Here is an 18379-nt window from a genome sequence, read left to right on the forward strand (position 1 = left end):
TACGCGCGTTCGCTATGTCACTGTTGCCCCGTTATGTCTTCCGATTCCCCCTGCCAAGCAAGCAGGCACGCAGCATGCTGTCAAAATAATGACTGTCACAGAAATTGACAACAGGCCAAGGAATTTATCCGGATCTCGTTTGGAATAGGGACGACCGAAGAAAGTGACAGACAGTTAGCGGATGAACTGGTCAAGATAGCTGGTATCGGGTTAACCCCCGATATCCGGGATACAAGTTTAAAGCTGCCTGTGGGAACTGCTGGCAGAAGAGAAAAGGGAATCTCTTAAACTTAGGGATGGGTGCATTTGCGCGCAGCAATTTTTTCTGCCGAAAAGGACTTGGAAGCTATTCACAGAAAGAATGAATTTGTGTTAACCTATAAAATGTAATAGTTAACGCAAATGAGGAGGCTCAAGATGGCACGCAGTTTTTGGGTAATCGGAACGGATACGAATGTGGGGAAAACGCTGGTTACAACTTGGCTGATGCGTTATTTCCAAGGCAAGGGAACTGCGATTCCCTACAAGCCGGTCCAGACGGGGATCATCCATAACGGATCGGTGTCGTATTACGGGGATACTTATTTTTACCGTCAATTCAGCAAGACGGAGCTGGACGGGAGGCAGGTGAATACTTACTCTTTCCCGACGCCCGCGTCGCCTCATTACGCGGCACGTCTTGAAGGGCAGACGATTGAGGAAAACCGCATTTTGCAGCAAATCAATCGGCTGACAACCGAGTACGATCATGTTATCTGCGAAGGGGCCGGCGGTCTGTATGTTCCGCTCGATGAAAAGCGGGACTATTGTTTCCAGCACCTGGTTCAAGCCTCCCGACTGCCCGTCGTGCTGGTATCACGCACGTCACTCGGTACCATCAATCACACGCTGCTGACTGTTGAGGTGTTGCGTGCGTGCGGCATTCCGATCATCGGAATCGTCTTCAACGGCTTTGAAGGAACTGAACTTGAGGTGGATAACAGAGCGACGATTTGCCGGCTTACCGGATTACGTTCAGTCACTTTGCCGAGGTTGTCTGAGACAAACGAGTTGGAGGATCTGGACCCTGGGTTGGCAGAGACATTATTCGAGGAGGTGAGCGTTTTATGACATCCGATCTTCAGAAAAGGGATTTAAAGCATGTTTGGCATCCTTGTTCGCAAATGAAGGATTACGAAGAATTTCCGCCCATTGTCATCAAAAGCGGGAAAGGCATTTATCTGTACGACGAAAACGGCAAGGAATACATAGATGCTGTTTCTTCCTGGTGGGTAAACTTATTCGGGCATGCGAATGAACGGATCAGTGCCGCGCTCGCCGAGCAGGCACGCCAACTGGAACATGTGATTTTCGCGAATTTCACGCATGAACCGGCAGTGTTGTTGGCGGAAAAGCTTGCGAAAGTGACGCCAGAGGGGTTAAGCAAAGTGTTTTTCGCGGACAACGGTTCTTCTGCGGTCGAAATTGCATTGAAGATGAGTTTTCAGTACCACAAGCAGAAAAACAAACCGAATAAAACGCGTTTCCTCGCGCTGAGCAATGCATACCACGGAGAAACACTCGGTGCCCTTTCCGTCGGTGGAGTTGGATTATACAACGAAGTCTTTCAGCCGCTGCTTCTGAATACCATTAGAGCCGAAGGGCCGGACTGTTTCAGGTGTCCGTTCCAGGAGGAGCCCGGGAGTTGTGATACGCCCTGCATTTCCTTTATTGAAGAAAAACTCAGGGTCCATCATGAAGAGCTTGCCGCAGTGATTATTGAACCGCTGATCCAAGCGGCTGCCGGCATGAAGATGTACCCTCCTGGTTATCTGAGCAAGCTGAGGCAGCTATGTTCGAAGTACGATGTCCATCTGATTGCTGACGAGGTCGCGGTAGGGTTTGGCAGGACGGGAACGATGTTTGCCTGTGACCAGGCCGGCATTACGCCTGATTTTATCTGTCTGTCCAAAGGGCTGACGGGTGGTTATTTGCCGCTATCTGCCGTGGTGACAACGGATGAAGTGTACGATGCGTTTTATGATGATTACCAGACGATGAAAGCCTTTTTGCATTCCCATAGTTACACGGGAAATCCTCTGGCCTGCAGAGTCGCGCTGGAAGTGCTGCGGATTTTCGAGGAAGAATGTTTCATCGATCAGATTCAGGCTAAGGCTGCTTATATGAGAGAGCGAGCAACGGAACTGTTTGTCCACCAGCCTCATGTGGGTGAGTGCAGGCAGACCGGAATGGTCGGGGCCATTGAGTTGGTCATGGATAAGGCTTTAAACGAACCCATACCGGCCGAAGAGCGCGCAGGTTACCAGATTTATCGGATAGCTCTGGAAAAAGGGCTGCTCCTCAGGCCACTCGGTAATGTCCTTTACTTCATGCCGCCCTATGTCATTTCCGAAACGGAAATCGACCGGATGCTAAAAATTGCCAATGAAGCCATGCAACATTACTTCGATAAAAGCCGGAGCAGTTTGGGGGTAGTGGAGGCTTGAAGGCAAATCGCTCCTACACCCTGGTTGTAGTTTCGCTTTTCGCTTCGTTGACCGCAGTTGGGGCGTTCATTAAAATCCCGTTGCCGTTTGTTCCGTTTTCGTTGCAGATCCTTTTTGTTTTTCTTGCCGGGAGTTTACTCGGAAGCAGGAGAGGGGTTCAAAGCATACTGGTCTATGTCCTGTCCGGACTTGCGGGGCTGCCTGTTTTTACTCAGGGAGGCGGCATCGGTTATGTTTTGCAGCCGACTTTTGGCTATCTGATCGGATTTACTCTTGCTGCATTTGTTGTAGGCCGGATGACGGAGCGGTCCAAAAACCCGAAGGTACTCACCTTTGTCACTGCCAACCTCGTCGGAGTAGCGATCGTTTACATAGCGGGAGTCAGTTATTTGTATTTGGCGTTAAACACCTGGATGGGGATTGAAACAAGCTGGTCCCATGTCGTCATGGTCGGTTTCGTGTATGGCATCGGCGGGGATTTGATCCTATCCGTAGTGGCAGGAGGGATGGCCGTGCGACTGCGCCGGGTGATTGCCCCCCCGGCCGGTTTTCCGGCCAAGCGCGCGGATGCAAGGCCGGATCGGCTGATAGGAGAGTAAGTTCCGAGAGACATTTTCCACCAAAGCCTGACTCCTTTCACAAAAGGAAGGTCAGGCTTTTTAGTATGTTGAAAGGCAGATGAATCGGATATAAAGGGAAGAGTGTCACATCCGGTGCCGGTCCGGACCGAAATGCATATGCACAGCGCCCTGCGGCTATGCTATCATGGATGGAAAGAGAGGGGATGGAACGGATGCGCAGGAAGAAACGACAGCTCAGAAAACACGGCAAAGTCATCGTCATGCCGGGCACCTTTGAACGGCTGATGGATGCCGGGCTGCGTGCAGTATCCGAAGAGCGGTATGACGAGGCAGCTCCGCTCATCCGCCAGGCCCTCACCTATGAAGCAGGGAATGCCCGCCTCCTTGGTGCGTTGACCGTAGCACTGTACGAACTGCGGGATTATCCGGAGGCAAAAGAAGCTGCCATCCGGTATTTGCAGGCAGGCCCCGCCAACTATATCGAGGCGATGGAGCTCTATCTTTCTGTCTGCATTCAGCTTCGGGATTACGACGAAGTGGAAGATACGATCTCCGCGCTCCTTGATGAAGGGGTCATTCCGACGGACAGACGGGAAAAGTTCCTTTATCTGCAAGGTCTTAACCGGAGGCTGATGGACCGTTACGACGAACCGCCCGAGGCTCCTGAAGATCCGCCCGGACTGGATGAGTTCCTATCCCTTCCGGAAGGGGAACAGCACAGCCGCCTTTCGTCCGTTCCTGACCATGAACTTCCGGCTTGGGGCGAATTCCTGGCAGCTCTGGCGGCCCATGAGGAAGCATCGCCTCTCCTGATCACCTATTCGCTTGTGCTTCTTGCCGGCATCGGGTATTCTTCACCGGTGACGGTCAGGAAGTTCGGTGTAGAGGAAGCCATCATTCCTGCACGGCTGCCGGGACCCGAGGACATGAAAAAGGTCGGCGAAGTTGAAGCGATTCTGAAAGAACAATTCGTGCAGGATCCTTCAAAAGAACAGATTGCCGCCCAGCTTTTGCGCACCTACCGGTTCACCGCTTATCCATTCGAGTGGCCGGGCCTGTCCGCCGAGGAGGTTGCCGACGCGTACTATACATATATCGAAAGCCTGTTTGACGGCACCGATGCCGGCGCACATCCGGTCATCGACCTCATCAACAAAATCGAACTGTTTCATAACGGCCGGCAGCTATGAAATTCTTGAATATGGACACATCTGTGCTATACTGAGAAAGTTGTCAAACCAGTGAACGCAAGCGCTGATTAGCGAATTATATCGTCTGGAGGTATGTAAACATGGCAGTAAATTGGGAAAAGCAAGAAGGTAACCAGGGGATCCTCACGTTTGAAGTCCCTGCAGAAACATTCAACAAGGGTCTGGATCAGGCTTTCAAAAAAGTCGTCAAGCAAGTGAACGTACCGGGCTTCCGCAAAGGGAAAGTGCCGCGCAAAATCTTCGAGCAGATGTTTGGAGTAGAATCCCTCTATCAGGATGCCATCGACGCAGTCCTGCCTGAAGCATACACAAATGCCATCGACGAAGCTGGAATTTCTCCGGTTGCACAGCCGGAAATCGATGTCGAAGAGATTGAAAACGGCCAGCCGGTCATCTTCAAGGCAAACGTAACGGTCAAGCCTGAAGTGAAGCTTGGCGAATACAAAGGCCTCGAAGTTGAGCGCCAGGACACAGCTGTCACTGACGAAGAAATTGAAGAGCAGCTGAACGACCGCCGCCAGGGCAATGCGGAATTCGTCATCAAAGAAGACGAGCCGGCAGCAGAAGGCGATACGGTTGTTCTCGATTTCGAAGGATTCACGGACGGCGAACCATTCGAAGGCGGAAAAGCGGAAGGCTACGAGCTTGAGCTCGGATCCGGCAGCTTCATCCCGGGCTTCGAAGAACAGCTGGTCGGCGTAAAAGCAGGCGAATCGAAAGATGTGGAAGTTTCCTTCCCTGAGGAATACCATGCAGCAGAGCTCGCGGGCAAGCCGGCAACGTTCAAAGTGACAGTCCACGAAGTGAAGGCCCGCGAACTTCCGGAGCTCGATGACGAGTTTGCAAAAGAAGTCGACAGTGAAGTCGAGAGCCTCGATGAGCTGCGCAATAAGCTTAAGGAACAAACTGCCCGGGAGAAAAAAGATGCTTCCGAAGCAGCACTCCGCGATGAGCTGGTTGAACAGGCTGCGAAAAATGCAGACATCGACATTCCTGAAGTGATGGTCGAAAGCGAAGTTGACCGCATGGTGCAGGAATTTGGCCAGCGCCTTCAGCAGCAGGGTATGACACTTGACCTGTACTACCAGTTCTCCGGACAGGACGAAGCAGCACTCCGCGCCCAGATGAAGGAAGATGCGGAAACACGGGTACGTGTATCCCTTGTCCTTGAAGCCATCGCGGAAGCGGAAGGTGTAACGGTTTCTGAGGAAGATATCCAGGAAGAGCTCCAGACGATGTCCGGCCAGTTCAACATGGACACCGAGCAGATCAAGCAGATCCTCGGCGGCACGGAAATGCTCGAAAACGATATCCGTCTCAAGAAAACAATCGAGTTCCTCGTCGAAAACGCTAAAATCAGCGAATAATCCACTTTAGCCATTAAGGCAAAAATGAAAGAATCAGGCGCCGGTTGACTCCAGCGCCTTCTTTCTTACATTGGAAAGCTTTAATGCGCGAGGCGGGACCGGTACGAAATGTTTGCCAACGATTAGGCAATCTTGTAAGATTGTCACTTGAATAGGGGTGAACGACTTTGTTTAAATTCAACGATGAAAATGAAAACCTGAACTGCTCCTTCTGCGGCAAACCACAGGAACAGGTCCGCAAGCTGGTTGCAGGTCCGGGTGTCTATATCTGTGACGAATGCATCGAGCTTTGCTCCGAAATCGTCGAAGAGGAAGTCGGCACCGAAGAAGGATTCGAGCTGAAGGATGTCCCGAAACCACGCGATATCCAGACCATCCTCGACGAATATGTAATCGGGCAGGACCGTGCGAAAAAGGCACTGTCCGTCGCGGTATACAACCACTACAAACGCGTCAATTCCAACTCGAAGATCGATGATGTGGAACTGGCGAAATCCAATATCGTGCTGATCGGGCCGACGGGGAGCGGTAAAACCCTTCTTGCCCAAACCCTGGCACGCATTCTCGATGTGCCGTTCGCCATGGCGGACGCCACATCCCTGACAGAAGCCGGCTATGTCGGCGAAGACGTCGAAAACATCCTGCTGAAACTGATCCAATCCGCAGATTATGATGTAGAGCGCGCCGAAAAAGGCATCATCTATATCGATGAGATTGATAAGGTTGCCCGGAAGTCCGAGAACCCGTCCATCACACGCGATGTTTCGGGCGAAGGCGTCCAGCAGGCGCTTCTGAAGATTCTTGAAGGAACGGTTGCAAGTGTGCCGCCTCAGGGCGGACGCAAGCACCCGCATCAGGAATTCATTCAGATCGATACGACGAATGTCCTGTTCATCGTAGGTGGCGCATTCGACGGCATCGAGGATATCATCAAGCGGCGGATCGGCAAGAAAGTCATCGGCTTCGGTTCCGAAAAGGAAAATGCGGATGAAGAAGTGTCCCTTCTTTCCCGCCTGATTCCGGAAGACTTGCTCCGCTTTGGCCTGATCCCCGAGTTTATCGGGCGTCTGCCAGTTCTTGCGAGCCTGGAGCAGCTGGATGAAGACACGCTTGTCCAGATTCTTACAGGGCCAAAAAACGCGGTCGTCAAGCAATACCAGAAGATGCTCGAGCTGGACGGTGTCCGCCTGACTTTTGAAGAGGAAGCCCTCCGTGCCATCGCCGCCGAGGCGATCGAGCGCAAGACAGGCGCACGCGGACTCCGGTCAATCATCGAGAAAATTATGCTCGATGTCATGTATGACCTGCCTTCCCGTGAAGATGTGCTGGATTGCATCATCACGAAGGAATCCGTTACAGACGGGGAGTCCCCGATTCTTCTGGACGAGAACGGCGATCCAATCGACAACGGTTCTGATAACGAAAAGACATCGGCTTGATCCAACAGGAAGAGCCGGCATCCTTCTGCCGTCTGAGCGGCACGGGCGGATGCCGGCTCTTTTCGCACCCGATGCGTTTTAACCTGTCCGGAAACGGACATGAATACATGGAGGTGACTCCGAATGCCGACAACTAAAATGAACCGCATCCCATACCTGCCTTTGCGCGGGATGCTGGTGTTCCCAAAAATGGTCCTCCACATCGACGTCGGCCGTGAACGGTCAATGGCGGCGATCGAACAGGCCATCGTGGAGGAAAATCAGATTTTCCTCGTTTCCCAGCGTGATATTTCCGTTGAACAGCCGAGCCTTGAAGAATTGTATGGCGTCGGGACGATCGCGGAAGTAAAGCAGACGGTCAAGCTGCCAAACGGCACGATGAGAGTGCTTATAGAAGGGCTGGACCGCGCGAACCTGATCGCACTGGATGACGGAGAAACTTATTCGACAGCCGACATCGAGGTGATTGAACCCGATGTGGAAGCCGACATCGAGCATGAGGCCCTGATGCGGACATTGCTCGAACAGTTCAAGAAATACTCCAAGCTCTCCAAGAAAGTCACCGAAGAGACGTATGAATCGGTGGCGGATATATCCGAACCCGGCCGCCTTGCCGACATGGTCGCGGCGAATTTACCGCTGAAAGTCGCTAGCAAGCAGGAAGTCCTGGAGCTGTTCGACGTAAAGGAACGGATAGAATGGCTGATCAGCCGGCTTCTCAATGAGCAGGAAGTGCTCAGCCTGGAACAGAAAATCAACAAACGTGTCAAGGAAGCGATGGAAAAGACGCAAAAAGAGTTTTATCTGCGAGAACAGATGAAGGCGATCCAGACAGAACTCGGAGATGTGGACGGCAAAGGCGGGGAAGCGGCCGAACTGCGTGAGCGCATTCTGGAGTCAGGAATGCCGAAACATGCATTGACCGCAGCGTTGCGCGAGCTGGACCGCTATGAGCGCCTTCCTGCCGCTGCAGCTGAAAGTGGCGTAATCCGAAGCTATATCGACTGGCTGCTCGCCCTTCCGTGGACCGAGGAAACGGATGACCGCCTCGACCTGAACCGTGCAGAACGTATTTTGAACCGGGACCACGACGGTCTGGAACAGGTCAAGGAACGGATTCTTGAATACTTGGCCGTCCAGCAGATGACCGGTTCGCTCCGCGGGCCGATCCTTTGCCTGTCCGGGCCTCCGGGCGTTGGGAAAACATCTCTTGCCCGTTCCATTGCGGAATCACTCGGGCGCAAGTTCGTGCGCATTTCACTTGGCGGCGTGAGGGATGAATCTGAAATCCGCGGCCACCGGCGCACTTATGTCGGCGCCATGCCGGGCCGGATCATCCAGGGAATGAGGAAAGCAGGTACGGTCAATCCCGTCTTCCTGCTTGATGAAATCGACAAGATGTCTAACGACTTCCGCGGAGATCCGTCTTCTGCGATGCTCGAGGTGCTCGATCCTGAGCAGAACCATAATTTCAGCGACCATTATATTGAAGAAACATATGATCTGTCGAAAGTGATGTTCGTTGCGACGGCGAATGATCTCAGCATGATTCCGGGCCCGCTTCGTGACCGCATGGAAATCATTACGATCCCGGGCTATACAGAGCTTGAAAAACAGCTGATTGCCAAAAACCATCTGTATCCGAGACAGCTTGAGCACCACGGCCTCACGAAGGCACAGCTGCGGATCTCGGACGATGCATTCCGCTACCTGATCCGCTATTACACGCGCGAAGCCGGCGTCCGTTCACTTGAGCGGCAGATTGCCGCCATCGCCCGCAAAGCGGTGAAGCGGATCGTCTCCGGAAAAAACAAGCGGGTCCAGGTATCTCCAAAGGTCATCACGGACATGCTCGGCAAGCCGAAATTCCGTTACGGAATGGCTGAGCTGGAGAATCAGGTCGGCGCCGCAACGGGCCTGGCGTACACGACTGTCGGCGGGGACACTCTCCAGATTGAAGTATCCCTTTCCGCAGGCAAAGGCCAGCTGATCCTGACCGGCAAGCTCGGTGACGTCATGAAGGAATCTGCCCAGACGGCGCTGTCCTATGTCCGCTCCCACGCAGAGGAGCTCGGCATCCATCCCGCTTTTCATGAAGACACAGACATCCACATCCACGTACCGGAAGGGGCCGTTCCAAAGGACGGACCTTCCGCCGGAATCACGATCGCAACTGCGCTCGTGTCAGCACTGACCAAACGCCCCGTACGCCGGGAAGTCGGCATGACGGGCGAAATCACGCTACGCGGACGGGTCCTGCCGATCGGCGGCCTGAAAGAAAAGACACTAAGTGCGCACCGCGCAGGATTGACGACCATCATCATCCCTGCGGACAACGAACGGGATATAGAAGACATCCCTGAAACGGTCCGTGAAGAGCTGACGTTCCATCCGGTCAACAACGTGACGGAAGTGCTGCAGATCGCACTCGAGGAGGAACGCAAATGAAAGTGAATCACGCAGAAATCACCATCAGCGCGGTCAAACCGGAACAGTATCCGGACGAAGGATACCCCGAATTTGCGCTGGCCGGACGTTCGAATGTCGGAAAATCATCATTCATCAACAAGATGATCGGCCGCAAAAGCCTCGCCCGCACTTCGTCCAAGCCGGGAAAAACACAGACACTGAATTTCTACAAGATTGAGGAATCCTTCTACTTTGTCGACGTTCCGGGATACGGATATGCGAAAGTATCCAAGTCTGAGCGGGAGGCATGGGGCAAGATGATTGAGCGGTATATGACGGGACGTGAACAGCTCAAGTCCGTCATCCAGCTCATCGACCTCCGCCACCCGCCGACAGAGGACGATATCCTCATGTATGATTTCCTTAAGCACTACAACCTGCCGACGATCATTGTCGCCACAAAGGCCGACAAGATTCCGAGAAGCAAGCTCCAGAAACACCGAAAAATCATCAAGGAAGCCCTTGACCTCGAAGAAGGCGACCCGCTCATTTTGTTCTCCTCCGAAACCGGACAAGGAAAAGAAGAAGCATGGGCCGTACTTGAAGAACACATGAAGTGAGGAAGAGAAAAGCGGCGCGGTTCCCGGTTGGGGACCGCGCTGCTTTTTTATGTCGGGGGACGGAATGACGAAACTGCGGGGGCGAATGAGGAAATTGGAAGCGCGCATGACGAAATTAACGTCCGAGTATGGAACGGAGGATAAGTCTGTCCATGGCCCGTCAGTGATCCTTTGGATCCGCTCGAAGACATTGTAATCATGGGAGGATTGTAGCGGAGGGTCAGAGGTTTAACCGTATGTGTATGCTTATAACCGCATACATTGGTACATTAACAGGAAAGCTAAGGAACAGTGCGGAACAAATATGGTTTAATCCTGCCCCCGGATGTATATAGACAACCATATCCTTTATTTACATCAGGCACGTCCTTTGATTCAAGGACCTCCATTTGCTATACTTAATTTGTAATTATTATAAAGTGGCATTCATGGCTTGTTCACAATTGTGCCGGTCCGACACGGCCGTGGCGTGATATAATGGGAGCCGTGAAATGAATGAACGTGAGAGGTGTGACACCTTTATGTATACGATTGTCGTCGGTGTAAACCACCGGACGGCGCCTGTCGAGCTCAGGGAACGGCTCAGCTTCCCGGAGTCCGACCTTCCCGCTGCCATGCAGGCGCTGCAGAATGAAAAAAGCATCCTGGAGAACGTCATCGTCTCGACATGCAACCGCACCGAGATCTATGCCGTCGGGGATCAGCTCCACACAGTGCGTTATTACGTCAAACGGTTCCTCGCAAAGTGGTTCGGTATGGAAATCGGAGAAATCGAGCCGTACCTGAACATCGAAGAGCAGGAAGAAGCGGTCCGGCACCTGTTCAGGGTCGCAGCCGGCCTTGACTCGATGGTTCTTGGAGAAACACAGATCCTCGGCCAGGTCCGCTCCAGCTTCCTGGTCGGCCAGGAACACGGTACGACCGGAACGGTCTTTAACGAGCTATTCAAGAGGGCGGTCACCATTGCAAAACGCGGCCACTCCGAAACGGAAATCGGCGACAATGCCGTTTCCGTCTCTTATGCCGCGGTTGAACTCGGCAAGAAGATCTTCGGCTCGCTGAACCGCAAGCATGTCGCCATTGTCGGCGCCGGAAAAATGGGCGAACTTGCCGCCAAGAACCTGCACGGGAGCGGAGTCGGAAAAGTGACCGTGCTTAACCGGACGTTCAGCAAGGCGGAAGAAATGGCCGAGAAATTCAACGGCATCGCCAAACCAATGAACGAGCTCCAGTGCACGCTTCTTGAAGCGGATATCGTCATCAGTTCCACCGGTGCGAAAGACTTTATCCTCGACCACGGCACGATGGAATACGTCGAGAAGTTCCGGAAGGGCAAGCCGCTCTTTATGGTGGATATCGCGGTTCCGCGTGATCTTGATCCAAAGATTGGTGACCTTCCGAACGTCTTCCTGTACGACATTGACGACCTGAACGGGATTGTCGAAGCCAACCTGGCCGAACGCCGAAGGGCAGCCGACAAGATCATGGAAATGGTCGAAGCGGAAATTCTCTCGTTCGACGACTGGTTGGCGACGCTCGGCGTCGTTCCGGTGATCTCGGCTCTCCGCAAAAAAGCGCTCTCCATCCAGGAAGAGACGATGGAAAGCATCCTCAACAAAATGCCGGAGCTGACCGAGCGGGAAAAGAAAGTCCTCAGCAAACACACAAAATCGATCATCAACCAGATGCTGAAGGAACCGATCCTGCAGGCCAAGGAAATCGCGGGGTCTCCGGACGCCGCGCGGCAGCTTGAACTGTTCCAGCGAATCTTCGGAATCGAAGAAGCCGTGAAAGCGGAGCGCGCCGAAACGGCCGCCCGTTCGAAGGAAAAGCGGGCAAAGGAAGCCAACCTTGCCGCCATGAAACCATCGCCGGCTCACTGATTGTTTTTAAAGGGCGTTTCCGCATCTATGTGATACACTATAGACGCGGAAACGCTCTTTTTTAATAAGAAAGCAGAGGGTTTCAATGACTGAAATCGGACTGATGAGAATGCATGAGGTCATGGTCGTCCTCTATGCGGCCAGCCTTGTGTTTTATTTTATCGACTTCCTGAACAGCCAGCCGAAGGCGAGGAAGGCAGCATTCTACACGCTCTCCGCTGTCTGGATCATGCAGACGATGTTCCTTGTCGGAAACATCCTGGAAGAGCAACGTTTTCCGGTGCTCAGCCTTTCGGAAGGCATCAACTTTTATGCGTGGCTGCTGATTACGATGTCGCTCGTCGTCCACTTTTTCAGGAAAGCCGACTTTGCGGTGTTCTTCCTGAATGTGATCGGCTTCGCGGCAGTTGTCATTACAGCCTTTGGTGAAGCGGGAACGCCCGGCAGTGCGGTCGGAGAGGCCCTGATCTCGGAGCTGCTGTTTATCCACATCACATCCGCGATGATCTCTTATACGGCTTTTTCGCTGTCGTTCGTTTTTGCGATCCTTTATCTGTTGCTGTACCGTTCGCTGAAAAAGAAAAAATGGACGGGACAATGGGGCAGGCTGCCTTCGCTTGATCAGGCCAGGCGGGCGATGACAATCTCTGTAGTCATTGGAGTGCCTGTCCTCCTGGTTAGCCTGATTCTGGGGATGCAGTGGGCAGTGATCGCAGCGGGGCCGTTTCCTTTGTGGGACCCGAAGATTATTGGGTCGTTCCTGCTGCTCGTCATTTATTTTGTCCTGCTTGTATTGCAGAACCGCGGGAAGCTGAACGGGCCTGATATCGCATGGGGCCATATCCTGGCATTTCTTGCGGTAATCGTGAATTTCCTGCTGATCAGCAGAGTATCCGTGTTTCATTTCTGGTACTGATATTTGAAAGGGTGGGTTCTTTTTGAGAAAGATTATTGTCGGTTCAAGACGTTCCAATCTGGCACTTACACAGACCAACTGGTTTATCGATCAGATGAAGGCGGCAGGCGCGCCGTTTGATTTTGAAGTAAAAGAAATCGTGACGAAAGGCGACAAGATCCTGGATGTTATGCTGTCGAAAGTCGGCGGCAAGGGACTGTTCGTCAAAGAAATCGAGCAGGCGCTGATCGACAAAGAGATTGATTTTGCCGTGCACTCCATGAAGGACATGCCTGCCGAGCTTCAGGAAGGCCTGGTGGTCGGCTGTGTCCCGGAGCGGGAAGATGCGCGTGACGCCTACATTGCAAATGGCCATATCCGCCTCGAAGATCTTCCGGAAGGAGCGGTCGTCGGGACATCCAGCCTCCGTCGCAGCTCCCAGCTCCTCCTCATGCGGCCGGACCTCGAAATCAAGTGGATTCGCGGCAACATCGAAACCCGGCTGAGAAAGCTGCGCGAAGGGGAGTACGATGCCATCATCCTGGCGGCAGCAGGCCTGAACCGCATGGGCTGGGATGAAGATCTCGTCACCCATTACCTGGAGCCGGAACAGTGCATCCCGGCTGTCGGCCAGGGCGCACTCGGCATCGAATGCCGCGCGGACGATGAGGAGCTTCTGCGTGAACTTGCGAAAATTACCGAACCGACAACTCAACAGGCCATCACGGCGGAGCGCACGTTCCTGTCCGAGATGGACGGAAGCTGCCAGGTTCCGATCGGTGGCCACGCGGTCGTAGACGGTGGACAAATCCGCCTGACTGGCTTTGTGGCATCGCCTGATGCAGAAGATGTATTCCGAGCCACTGTCATGGACGCCGACCCGGTCAATGCCGGAAAGGAGGCGGCACGCATGCTGAAAGAGCAGGGTGCCGACGAAGTCCTCCGGAAAGTGAAGGCGGAACTCGATGAGTGACAAGCACCCCCTTTCCGGGACGACGGTGATTTTCACCGGCACCCCAAAGGCGAAGGAAGCGGTGGCTTCCGTCCAGCTGCAGGGCGGCAATCCCGTCATTTATCCGCTCATCAAGACCGTCGAGAAAATGGTTCCGACTGACTCGCTGAGGATGCAGACCTGTGCTTCCTATGAGTGGCTGATTTTTACGAGCGCCAATGCGGTCCATTATTTCGGTCGCAAGATGGAGCAAGTTGGCCTGACAACTTCGGATATCCCTGTTAAGGTCGCGGCCGTCGGAAGCGAGACGGCCAAGGCACTTGAGGATGTCGGATTCAAGGCGGATTTTGTCCCGTCCACATTCAGTGCAGAACATTTTGTGGAAGAATTCCCGGCTGTTTCTGATGAAGAGGAGCGCTGCCTGTTCCTGAAGGGCGACCTTGCAAAAGATACAATCAAAGAAGGGCTTCCGAACGAAGTCGATGAATGGACCGTATACGAAACGGTGGACGACGAGGAAGGGATCCGAGGTGTGAAGGATCTGCTTAAAAAAGGCGGGCGGATCGCCGTGCTGTTTGCGAGCCCGTCCGCCGTCCGGGTGTTCTCGGAGCAGATTGCAGCGGAAACCGGATGGACCGGCTTCACGATCGGCGCAATCGGCCATGTGACCGAAGAAGCACTGCTCGAAGCCGGCGCCGCAGTCCACGTCAAACCCGAACGGTACACGCTGCTCGACCTCGTCCGGGAACTAGGCAACCGAAAGGAAGGAATGTCATGAACCAATTTCAGTTTGCACGTCATCGCCGCCTCCGCAACTCCGGGGCGATGCGTTCGATGGTACGCGAAACCGTCCTGAACAAGGAAGATCTGATCTACCCGATTTTCGTGGCGGAAGGAAAAGACATCCGCACGGAAGTCAGCTCGATGCCGGGTGTCTTCAATCTGTCACTTGACCATCTCGGTGCGGAAGTGGACGAAGTGGTATCACTCGGCATCCCGGCCGTCCTCCTGTTCGGCGTGCCCGAGCACAAGGACGCGGAAGGCACAGAGGCTTATCATGACCACGGTATTGTCCAGGAGGCGACGCGTCTGATCAAGGAGCGCCATCCGGATCTGCTTGTCGTTGCCGACACTTGCCTGTGCGAGTACACCGACCATGGCCACTGCGGCCTGATTGAGGAAGGCCGGATCCTGAACGATCCGTCGCTCGACTTGCTTGCCCGCATAGCCGTCAGCCAGGCGAAAGCCGGAGCGGATATTATCGCGCCATCAAACATGATGGACGGCTTCGTCACGGTGATCCGCCATGCACTGGACGAAGCGGGCTTTGAGCATGTGCCGATCATGTCCTATGCGGTAAAGTACGCGTCCGCCTATTATGGCCCGTTCCGCGAGGCAGCCGGGAGCACCCCGCAATTCGGTGACCGGAAAACGTATCAGATGGACCCTGCAAACCGCCTCGAAGCGATCCGCGAAGCTCAGTCGGACATCGAGGAAGGCGCGGACATGCTGATCGTGAAGCCGTCGCTGTCTTATATGGATGTCATGCGTGAAGTCAAGGACTTCTCCGGCATGCCGGTCGTCGCCTACAACGTGAGCGGCGAGTATTCGATGATCAAGGCTGCAGCACAAAACGGCTGGGTCGACGAGGAAAAGATCGTCATGGAAACACTGACATCGATGAAGCGCGCAGGCGCCGACATGATCATTACGTACTTCGCAAAAGACGCGGTACGATACATGGAGGGGAACTGAATTGGTCCGATCGTATGAGAATTCGAAAAAAGCTTTTTCCGAAGCGATCAATCTGATGCCGGGCGGCGTCAACTCGCCGGTCCGCGCGTTTAAGGCGGTCGACATGGATCCGATTTTCATGGAAAGCGGAAAAGGCGCCGTCATCAGGGACATCGACGGAAATGACTATATCGACTATGTCCTGTCCTGGGGACCGCTCATTCACGGGCATGCCGATGATGATGTCGTCGCGGCAATCCGTGAGCAGGCAGGAAAAGGCTCAAGCTTCGGCGCATCCACTCTGGCCGAAAATGAGCTGGCGAAGATCGTCATCGACCGCGTTCCGTCGATCGAAATGGTCCGCATGGTCTCATCCGGAACAGAAGCGACGATGAGTGCGCTCCGCGTGGCGCGAGGCGTGACCGGCCGCGACAAGATTCTGAAGTTCGAAGGCTGCTACCATGGCCACGGCGACTCGCTGCTGATCAAGGCGGGCTCCGGTGTGGCGACACTCGGACTGCCTGACAGCCCGGGTGTTCCGGCTTCGATTGCAGGCAACACGGTCACCGTTGCCTACAATGACTTGGACGCTGTCCGCCAGGCATTCGAAAACTACGGCGAAGACATCGCCGCGGTAATCGTCGAGCCGGTTGCGGGCAACATGGGCGTCGTGCCTCCGAAAGAAGGCTTCCTGGAAGGGCTGCGCGAAGTGACCGAGCAGCACGGATCGCTCCTGATCTTCGACGAAGTCATGACCGGCTTCCGTGTCGGCTACAACAGCGGCCAGGGACTGTTCGACGTGATGCCTGACCTGACCTGTCTCGGCAAGGTCATCGGCGGCGGCCTGCCAGTCGGCGCATTCGGCGGCAGGCGTGAGATCATGGAGCAGGTCGCACCGGCCGGCCCGATCTATCAGGCCGGAACCCTATCCGGGAACCCTCTCGCGATGGCAGCAGGTATTGCGACTCTCAGCAAACTGACCCCTGAGTCGTACGACCACTTCAAGGCGCTCGGCGACCGTCTGGAAGCAGGCTTCCGCGAAGCGGCTGAAGAAAACAACATCCCGCACACCGTCAACCGCGCCGGCTCGATGATCGGCTACTTCCTCACAAACGAAGACGTCACCGACTTTGCAAGCGCCAAGACGTCCGACCTTGAACTGTTCGGCAAGTACTACGCCCTGATGGCGCAAGAAGGCATTTATCTGCCGCCGTCCCAGTTCGAAGGCGTCTTCATCTCCACTGCCCACACCGAGGAGCATATCGATCGCACAGTGGAAGCCTTCCACAAAGTGTTCAAACAGATGAAGCGATAAATGGATAAGTGAACCGTCCCGTTATGGGGCGGTTTTTTGTGTGCGGGGGAGTGGGGATTGATGTTTCAAGTCGGGCGTCCATATTTCAAATCGTTCATTCATCGTGCAAAGCGGGGTTCCTTATTTCAATCTGGGCATCCATGTTGAAACTGCCTGCCCCTTATTTCAGCTCGGACGTCCATGTTGCAATTCCCTCCGCCATGCTGCAAATGAACCCCTTGACCCATCAGTCATTTATCCAAAATACATCCCACGTCTTCGCCATATTAGAGCGCTCCGATGCATATATTGTTTTATGCGCGAACAGACAGAGGAGGAGAAGCAGATGGCGATGTCGGCATGGACGATGGAGCAGACGTTCCGGTTTCCGCAGGGTTGCGGGGAGCCGGTGCGCGCAGAATCGGTGAATGTGACGCCCCAGTACACGGACGAGCATACGGAAAATGCCTACCGGCTGACCGGTATTTATCACCTGACATGCATGGCGGTATTTGATGGCGAGGGCGGTACCCCTGAGCCGGAAGGTGCGACGATGATCGAGGAAATTGACTTGGACGGAGAGACGGGCTACTTTGAGTATGCAGTCCCGCTTTATGTCGACCTTCCGTCGGAGACGGGGCAGGGTGCTTCGATCAAGACACAGGATGTACGGGCTCATGTGAATGAAGACGGGGCATTGTGTGTCACATGGAAGGTCGATTGCCTCTACGGGGACAATATGGACGATGAATCGGACGAAGCAGGCGAAGCCCCAAAGGCGGAAGTACTTGAAACGCAGGACGAATCTTCAGTCCGCACGGAAAGCAGCAGCCACCGGTCACCACAATTTACCGCACGTGAGGAAACCGAATCTTCTTCAGTACGCGCTTCCGCCGAGCCTGAGCGCAGGCAGCCGGTGACCGCTGCCGTGACTGCGGAAAAGGAACCGCAGGCCAACGCAGAAGAGGCATCACAAAATAGCCCGGATGAGGTAAGGGCGTTCATCGCGGGCCTGGAGGATACGTATACCGTCTTTTCCTACCCATCATATAAGATCCTTGTGAAACGCGACGCAGAGTCCGATTAAGCAGATCAGCAGGAGGAAGTCGCCCGTCGTCGGCACGAACAGCGTGCGGATCAGCTGGAAGCAGCAGATCGGGATGACGATTGCCTTGCAATAAAAGCGGATTTTCCGGAGGCAGGGCGGCAGAAGCCACGGATTGTAGTTCTTTCTCATGGGGAACACCTCCTTTCGTATTGACGGGCGGATGCCGGTTTTGTACAATGAACGAAATGGATAACGATGCAGTGAACGGGAAGAGTAGGTACGGAAGTTGTCAGGAGAGAGGGAGCGGCTGGTGAAAGCTCCCGTCAGCGCCGTCCGAAGTCGCCCGTGAGCAGCCTCCGCGAACCGAGTAGCGGAGTGCCGGTCAGACGACCGTTATCGTTTCGAGCGCCGGCCGCTCCTGTTTTGCGTGCCGGAACTAAAGGTGGTACCGCGAAGTCAG

General features: G+C 54.3%; 17 protein-coding genes and 1 other annotated feature (1 of these 18 cut by a window edge). Of the genes, 16 read left to right on the forward strand and 1 reads right to left on the reverse strand.

The features are described from left to right. The first annotated feature begins 417 nt into the window (after nt 1-417). From bioD to KHA84_RS07020, 16 genes are all read left to right on the forward strand, one after another. Nucleotides 418-1110 (forward strand): dethiobiotin synthase, encoded by a 693-nt coding sequence (bioD, locus tag KHA84_RS06950; RefSeq protein ID WP_213422812.1) that lies wholly within the window; start codon nt 418-420, stop codon nt 1108-1110. Next, a complete protein-coding gene (gene bioA / locus KHA84_RS06955) occupies nt 1107-2486 on the forward strand; it encodes an adenosylmethionine--8-amino-7-oxononanoate transaminase (protein WP_213422813.1) in 1380 nt (459 codons plus the stop codon). Before bioD ends, bioA begins: the two co-directional genes overlap by 4 nt. Further along, nucleotides 2483-3085, forward strand: coding sequence for a biotin transporter BioY (locus KHA84_RS06960; RefSeq protein ID WP_213422814.1), 603 nt, complete (start codon nt 2483-2485; stop codon nt 3083-3085). The genes bioA and KHA84_RS06960 overlap by 4 nt, the downstream gene beginning before the upstream one ends. 194 nt (nt 3086-3279) lie before the next feature. Further along, the gene (locus KHA84_RS06965; RefSeq protein ID WP_213422815.1) at nt 3280-4257 is read left to right on the forward strand and encodes a tetratricopeptide repeat protein; all 978 of its coding nucleotides are present in this window, start codon (nt 3280-3282) and stop codon (nt 4255-4257) included. 101 nt (nt 4258-4358) lie between these two features. Next, nucleotides 4359-5645, forward strand: a complete 1287-nt coding sequence (tig, locus tag KHA84_RS06970) for a trigger factor (protein ID WP_213422816.1) — start codon at nt 4359-4361, stop codon at nt 5643-5645. A 167-nt stretch (nt 5646-5812) separates the two neighbouring features. Then, nucleotides 5813-7084 (forward strand): ATP-dependent protease ATP-binding subunit ClpX, encoded by a 1272-nt coding sequence (gene clpX / locus KHA84_RS06975; protein ID WP_213422817.1) that lies wholly within the window; start codon nt 5813-5815, stop codon nt 7082-7084. Nucleotides 7085-7207: 123 nt separating this feature from the next. Continuing rightward, nucleotides 7208-9532, forward strand: a complete 2325-nt coding sequence (gene lon, locus KHA84_RS06980) for an endopeptidase La (protein WP_213422818.1) — start codon at nt 7208-7210, stop codon at nt 9530-9532. After that, nucleotides 9529-10113 carry a ribosome biogenesis GTP-binding protein YihA/YsxC gene (yihA, locus tag KHA84_RS06985; RefSeq protein ID WP_213422819.1) on the forward strand — a complete coding sequence of 195 codons (585 nt, stop codon included), beginning with the start codon at nt 9529-9531 and terminating at the stop codon, nt 10111-10113. Before lon ends, yihA begins: the two co-directional genes overlap by 4 nt. Before the next feature lie 64 nt (nt 10114-10177). Then, the gene (locus tag KHA84_RS15515) at nt 10178-10309 is read left to right on the forward strand and encodes a hypothetical protein (protein ID WP_272875263.1); all 132 of its coding nucleotides are present in this window, start codon (nt 10178-10180) and stop codon (nt 10307-10309) included. A 325-nt stretch (nt 10310-10634) separates the two neighbouring features. Next, nucleotides 10635-11996: a glutamyl-tRNA reductase gene (gene hemA / locus KHA84_RS06990; RefSeq protein WP_213423113.1), complete on the forward strand. Its 1362-nt coding sequence runs from the start codon at nt 10635-10637 to the stop codon at nt 11994-11996. 85 nt (nt 11997-12081) lie between these two features. Further along, nucleotides 12082-12912: a cytochrome c biogenesis protein gene (locus KHA84_RS06995; RefSeq protein WP_213422820.1), complete on the forward strand. Its 831-nt coding sequence runs from the start codon at nt 12082-12084 to the stop codon at nt 12910-12912. A 22-nt stretch (nt 12913-12934) separates the two neighbouring features. Beyond that, the gene (gene hemC / locus KHA84_RS07000; RefSeq protein WP_213422821.1) at nt 12935-13864 is read left to right on the forward strand and encodes a hydroxymethylbilane synthase; all 930 of its coding nucleotides are present in this window, start codon (nt 12935-12937) and stop codon (nt 13862-13864) included. Beyond that, entirely contained in the window at nt 13857-14621 is a 765-nt protein-coding gene (locus KHA84_RS07005; RefSeq protein ID WP_213422822.1) for a uroporphyrinogen-III synthase, read from the forward strand. Before hemC ends, KHA84_RS07005 begins: the two co-directional genes overlap by 8 nt. Further along, nucleotides 14618-15598: a porphobilinogen synthase gene (hemB, locus tag KHA84_RS07010; RefSeq protein ID WP_213422823.1), complete on the forward strand. Its 981-nt coding sequence runs from the start codon at nt 14618-14620 to the stop codon at nt 15596-15598. Before KHA84_RS07005 ends, hemB begins: the two co-directional genes overlap by 4 nt. A gap of 1 nt (nt 15599) precedes the next feature. Then, nucleotides 15600-16892, forward strand: coding sequence for a glutamate-1-semialdehyde 2,1-aminomutase (hemL, locus tag KHA84_RS07015; RefSeq protein ID WP_213422824.1), 1293 nt, complete (start codon nt 15600-15602; stop codon nt 16890-16892). 325 nt (nt 16893-17217) lie between these two features. Beyond that, on the forward strand, nt 17218-17958 hold the full coding sequence (locus KHA84_RS07020) for a hypothetical protein (RefSeq protein ID WP_213422825.1): 741 nt from the start codon (nt 17218-17220) through the stop codon (nt 17956-17958). Here KHA84_RS07020 and KHA84_RS07025 read toward each other — a convergent pair. Next, nucleotides 17917-18108: a hypothetical protein gene (locus KHA84_RS07025; protein ID WP_213422826.1), complete on the reverse strand. Its 192-nt coding sequence runs from the start codon at nt 18106-18108 to the stop codon at nt 17917-17919. The two genes, KHA84_RS07020 and KHA84_RS07025, sit on opposite strands and share 42 nt — an antisense overlap. Before the next feature lie 62 nt (nt 18109-18170). After that, nucleotides 18171-18379, forward strand: a binding site (T-box leader); it runs 15 nt beyond the window's last position.

Source organism: Bhargavaea massiliensis, from assembly GCF_018390575.1.
GTDB classification, from domain to species: Bacteria; Bacillota; Bacilli; order Bacillales_A; family Planococcaceae; genus Bhargavaea; species Bhargavaea massiliensis.

Excerpts from the sequence above, each read along its gene's own strand:
- bioD (WP_213422812.1), top strand. The coding sequence starts at position 418 with ATGGCACGCAGTTTTTGGGTAATCGGAACGGATACGAATGTGGGGAAA.
- bioA (WP_213422813.1), top strand. The coding sequence starts at position 1,107 with ATGACATCCGATCTTCAGAAAAGGGATTTAAAGCATGTTTGGCATCCT.
- KHA84_RS06965 (WP_213422815.1), top strand. The coding sequence starts at position 3,280 with ATGCGCAGGAAGAAACGACAGCTCAGAAAACACGGCAAAGTCATCGTC.
- tig (WP_213422816.1), top strand. The coding sequence starts at position 4,359 with ATGGCAGTAAATTGGGAAAAGCAAGAAGGTAACCAGGGGATCCTCACG.
- lon (WP_213422818.1), top strand. The coding sequence starts at position 7,208 with ATGCCGACAACTAAAATGAACCGCATCCCATACCTGCCTTTGCGCGGG.
- yihA (WP_213422819.1), top strand. The coding sequence starts at position 9,529 with ATGAAAGTGAATCACGCAGAAATCACCATCAGCGCGGTCAAACCGGAA.
- KHA84_RS15515 (WP_272875263.1), top strand. The coding sequence starts at position 10,178 with ATGACGAAACTGCGGGGGCGAATGAGGAAATTGGAAGCGCGCATGACG.
- hemA (WP_213423113.1), top strand. The coding sequence starts at position 10,635 with ATGTATACGATTGTCGTCGGTGTAAACCACCGGACGGCGCCTGTCGAG.
- KHA84_RS06995 (WP_213422820.1), top strand. The coding sequence starts at position 12,082 with ATGACTGAAATCGGACTGATGAGAATGCATGAGGTCATGGTCGTCCTC.
- KHA84_RS07005 (WP_213422822.1), top strand. The coding sequence starts at position 13,857 with ATGAGTGACAAGCACCCCCTTTCCGGGACGACGGTGATTTTCACCGGC.
- hemB (WP_213422823.1), top strand. The coding sequence starts at position 14,618 with ATGAACCAATTTCAGTTTGCACGTCATCGCCGCCTCCGCAACTCCGGG.
- KHA84_RS07020 (WP_213422825.1), top strand. The coding sequence starts at position 17,218 with ATGGCGATGTCGGCATGGACGATGGAGCAGACGTTCCGGTTTCCGCAG.
- KHA84_RS07025 (WP_213422826.1), bottom strand. The coding sequence starts at position 18,108 with ATGAGAAAGAACTACAATCCGTGGCTTCTGCCGCCCTGCCTCCGGAAA.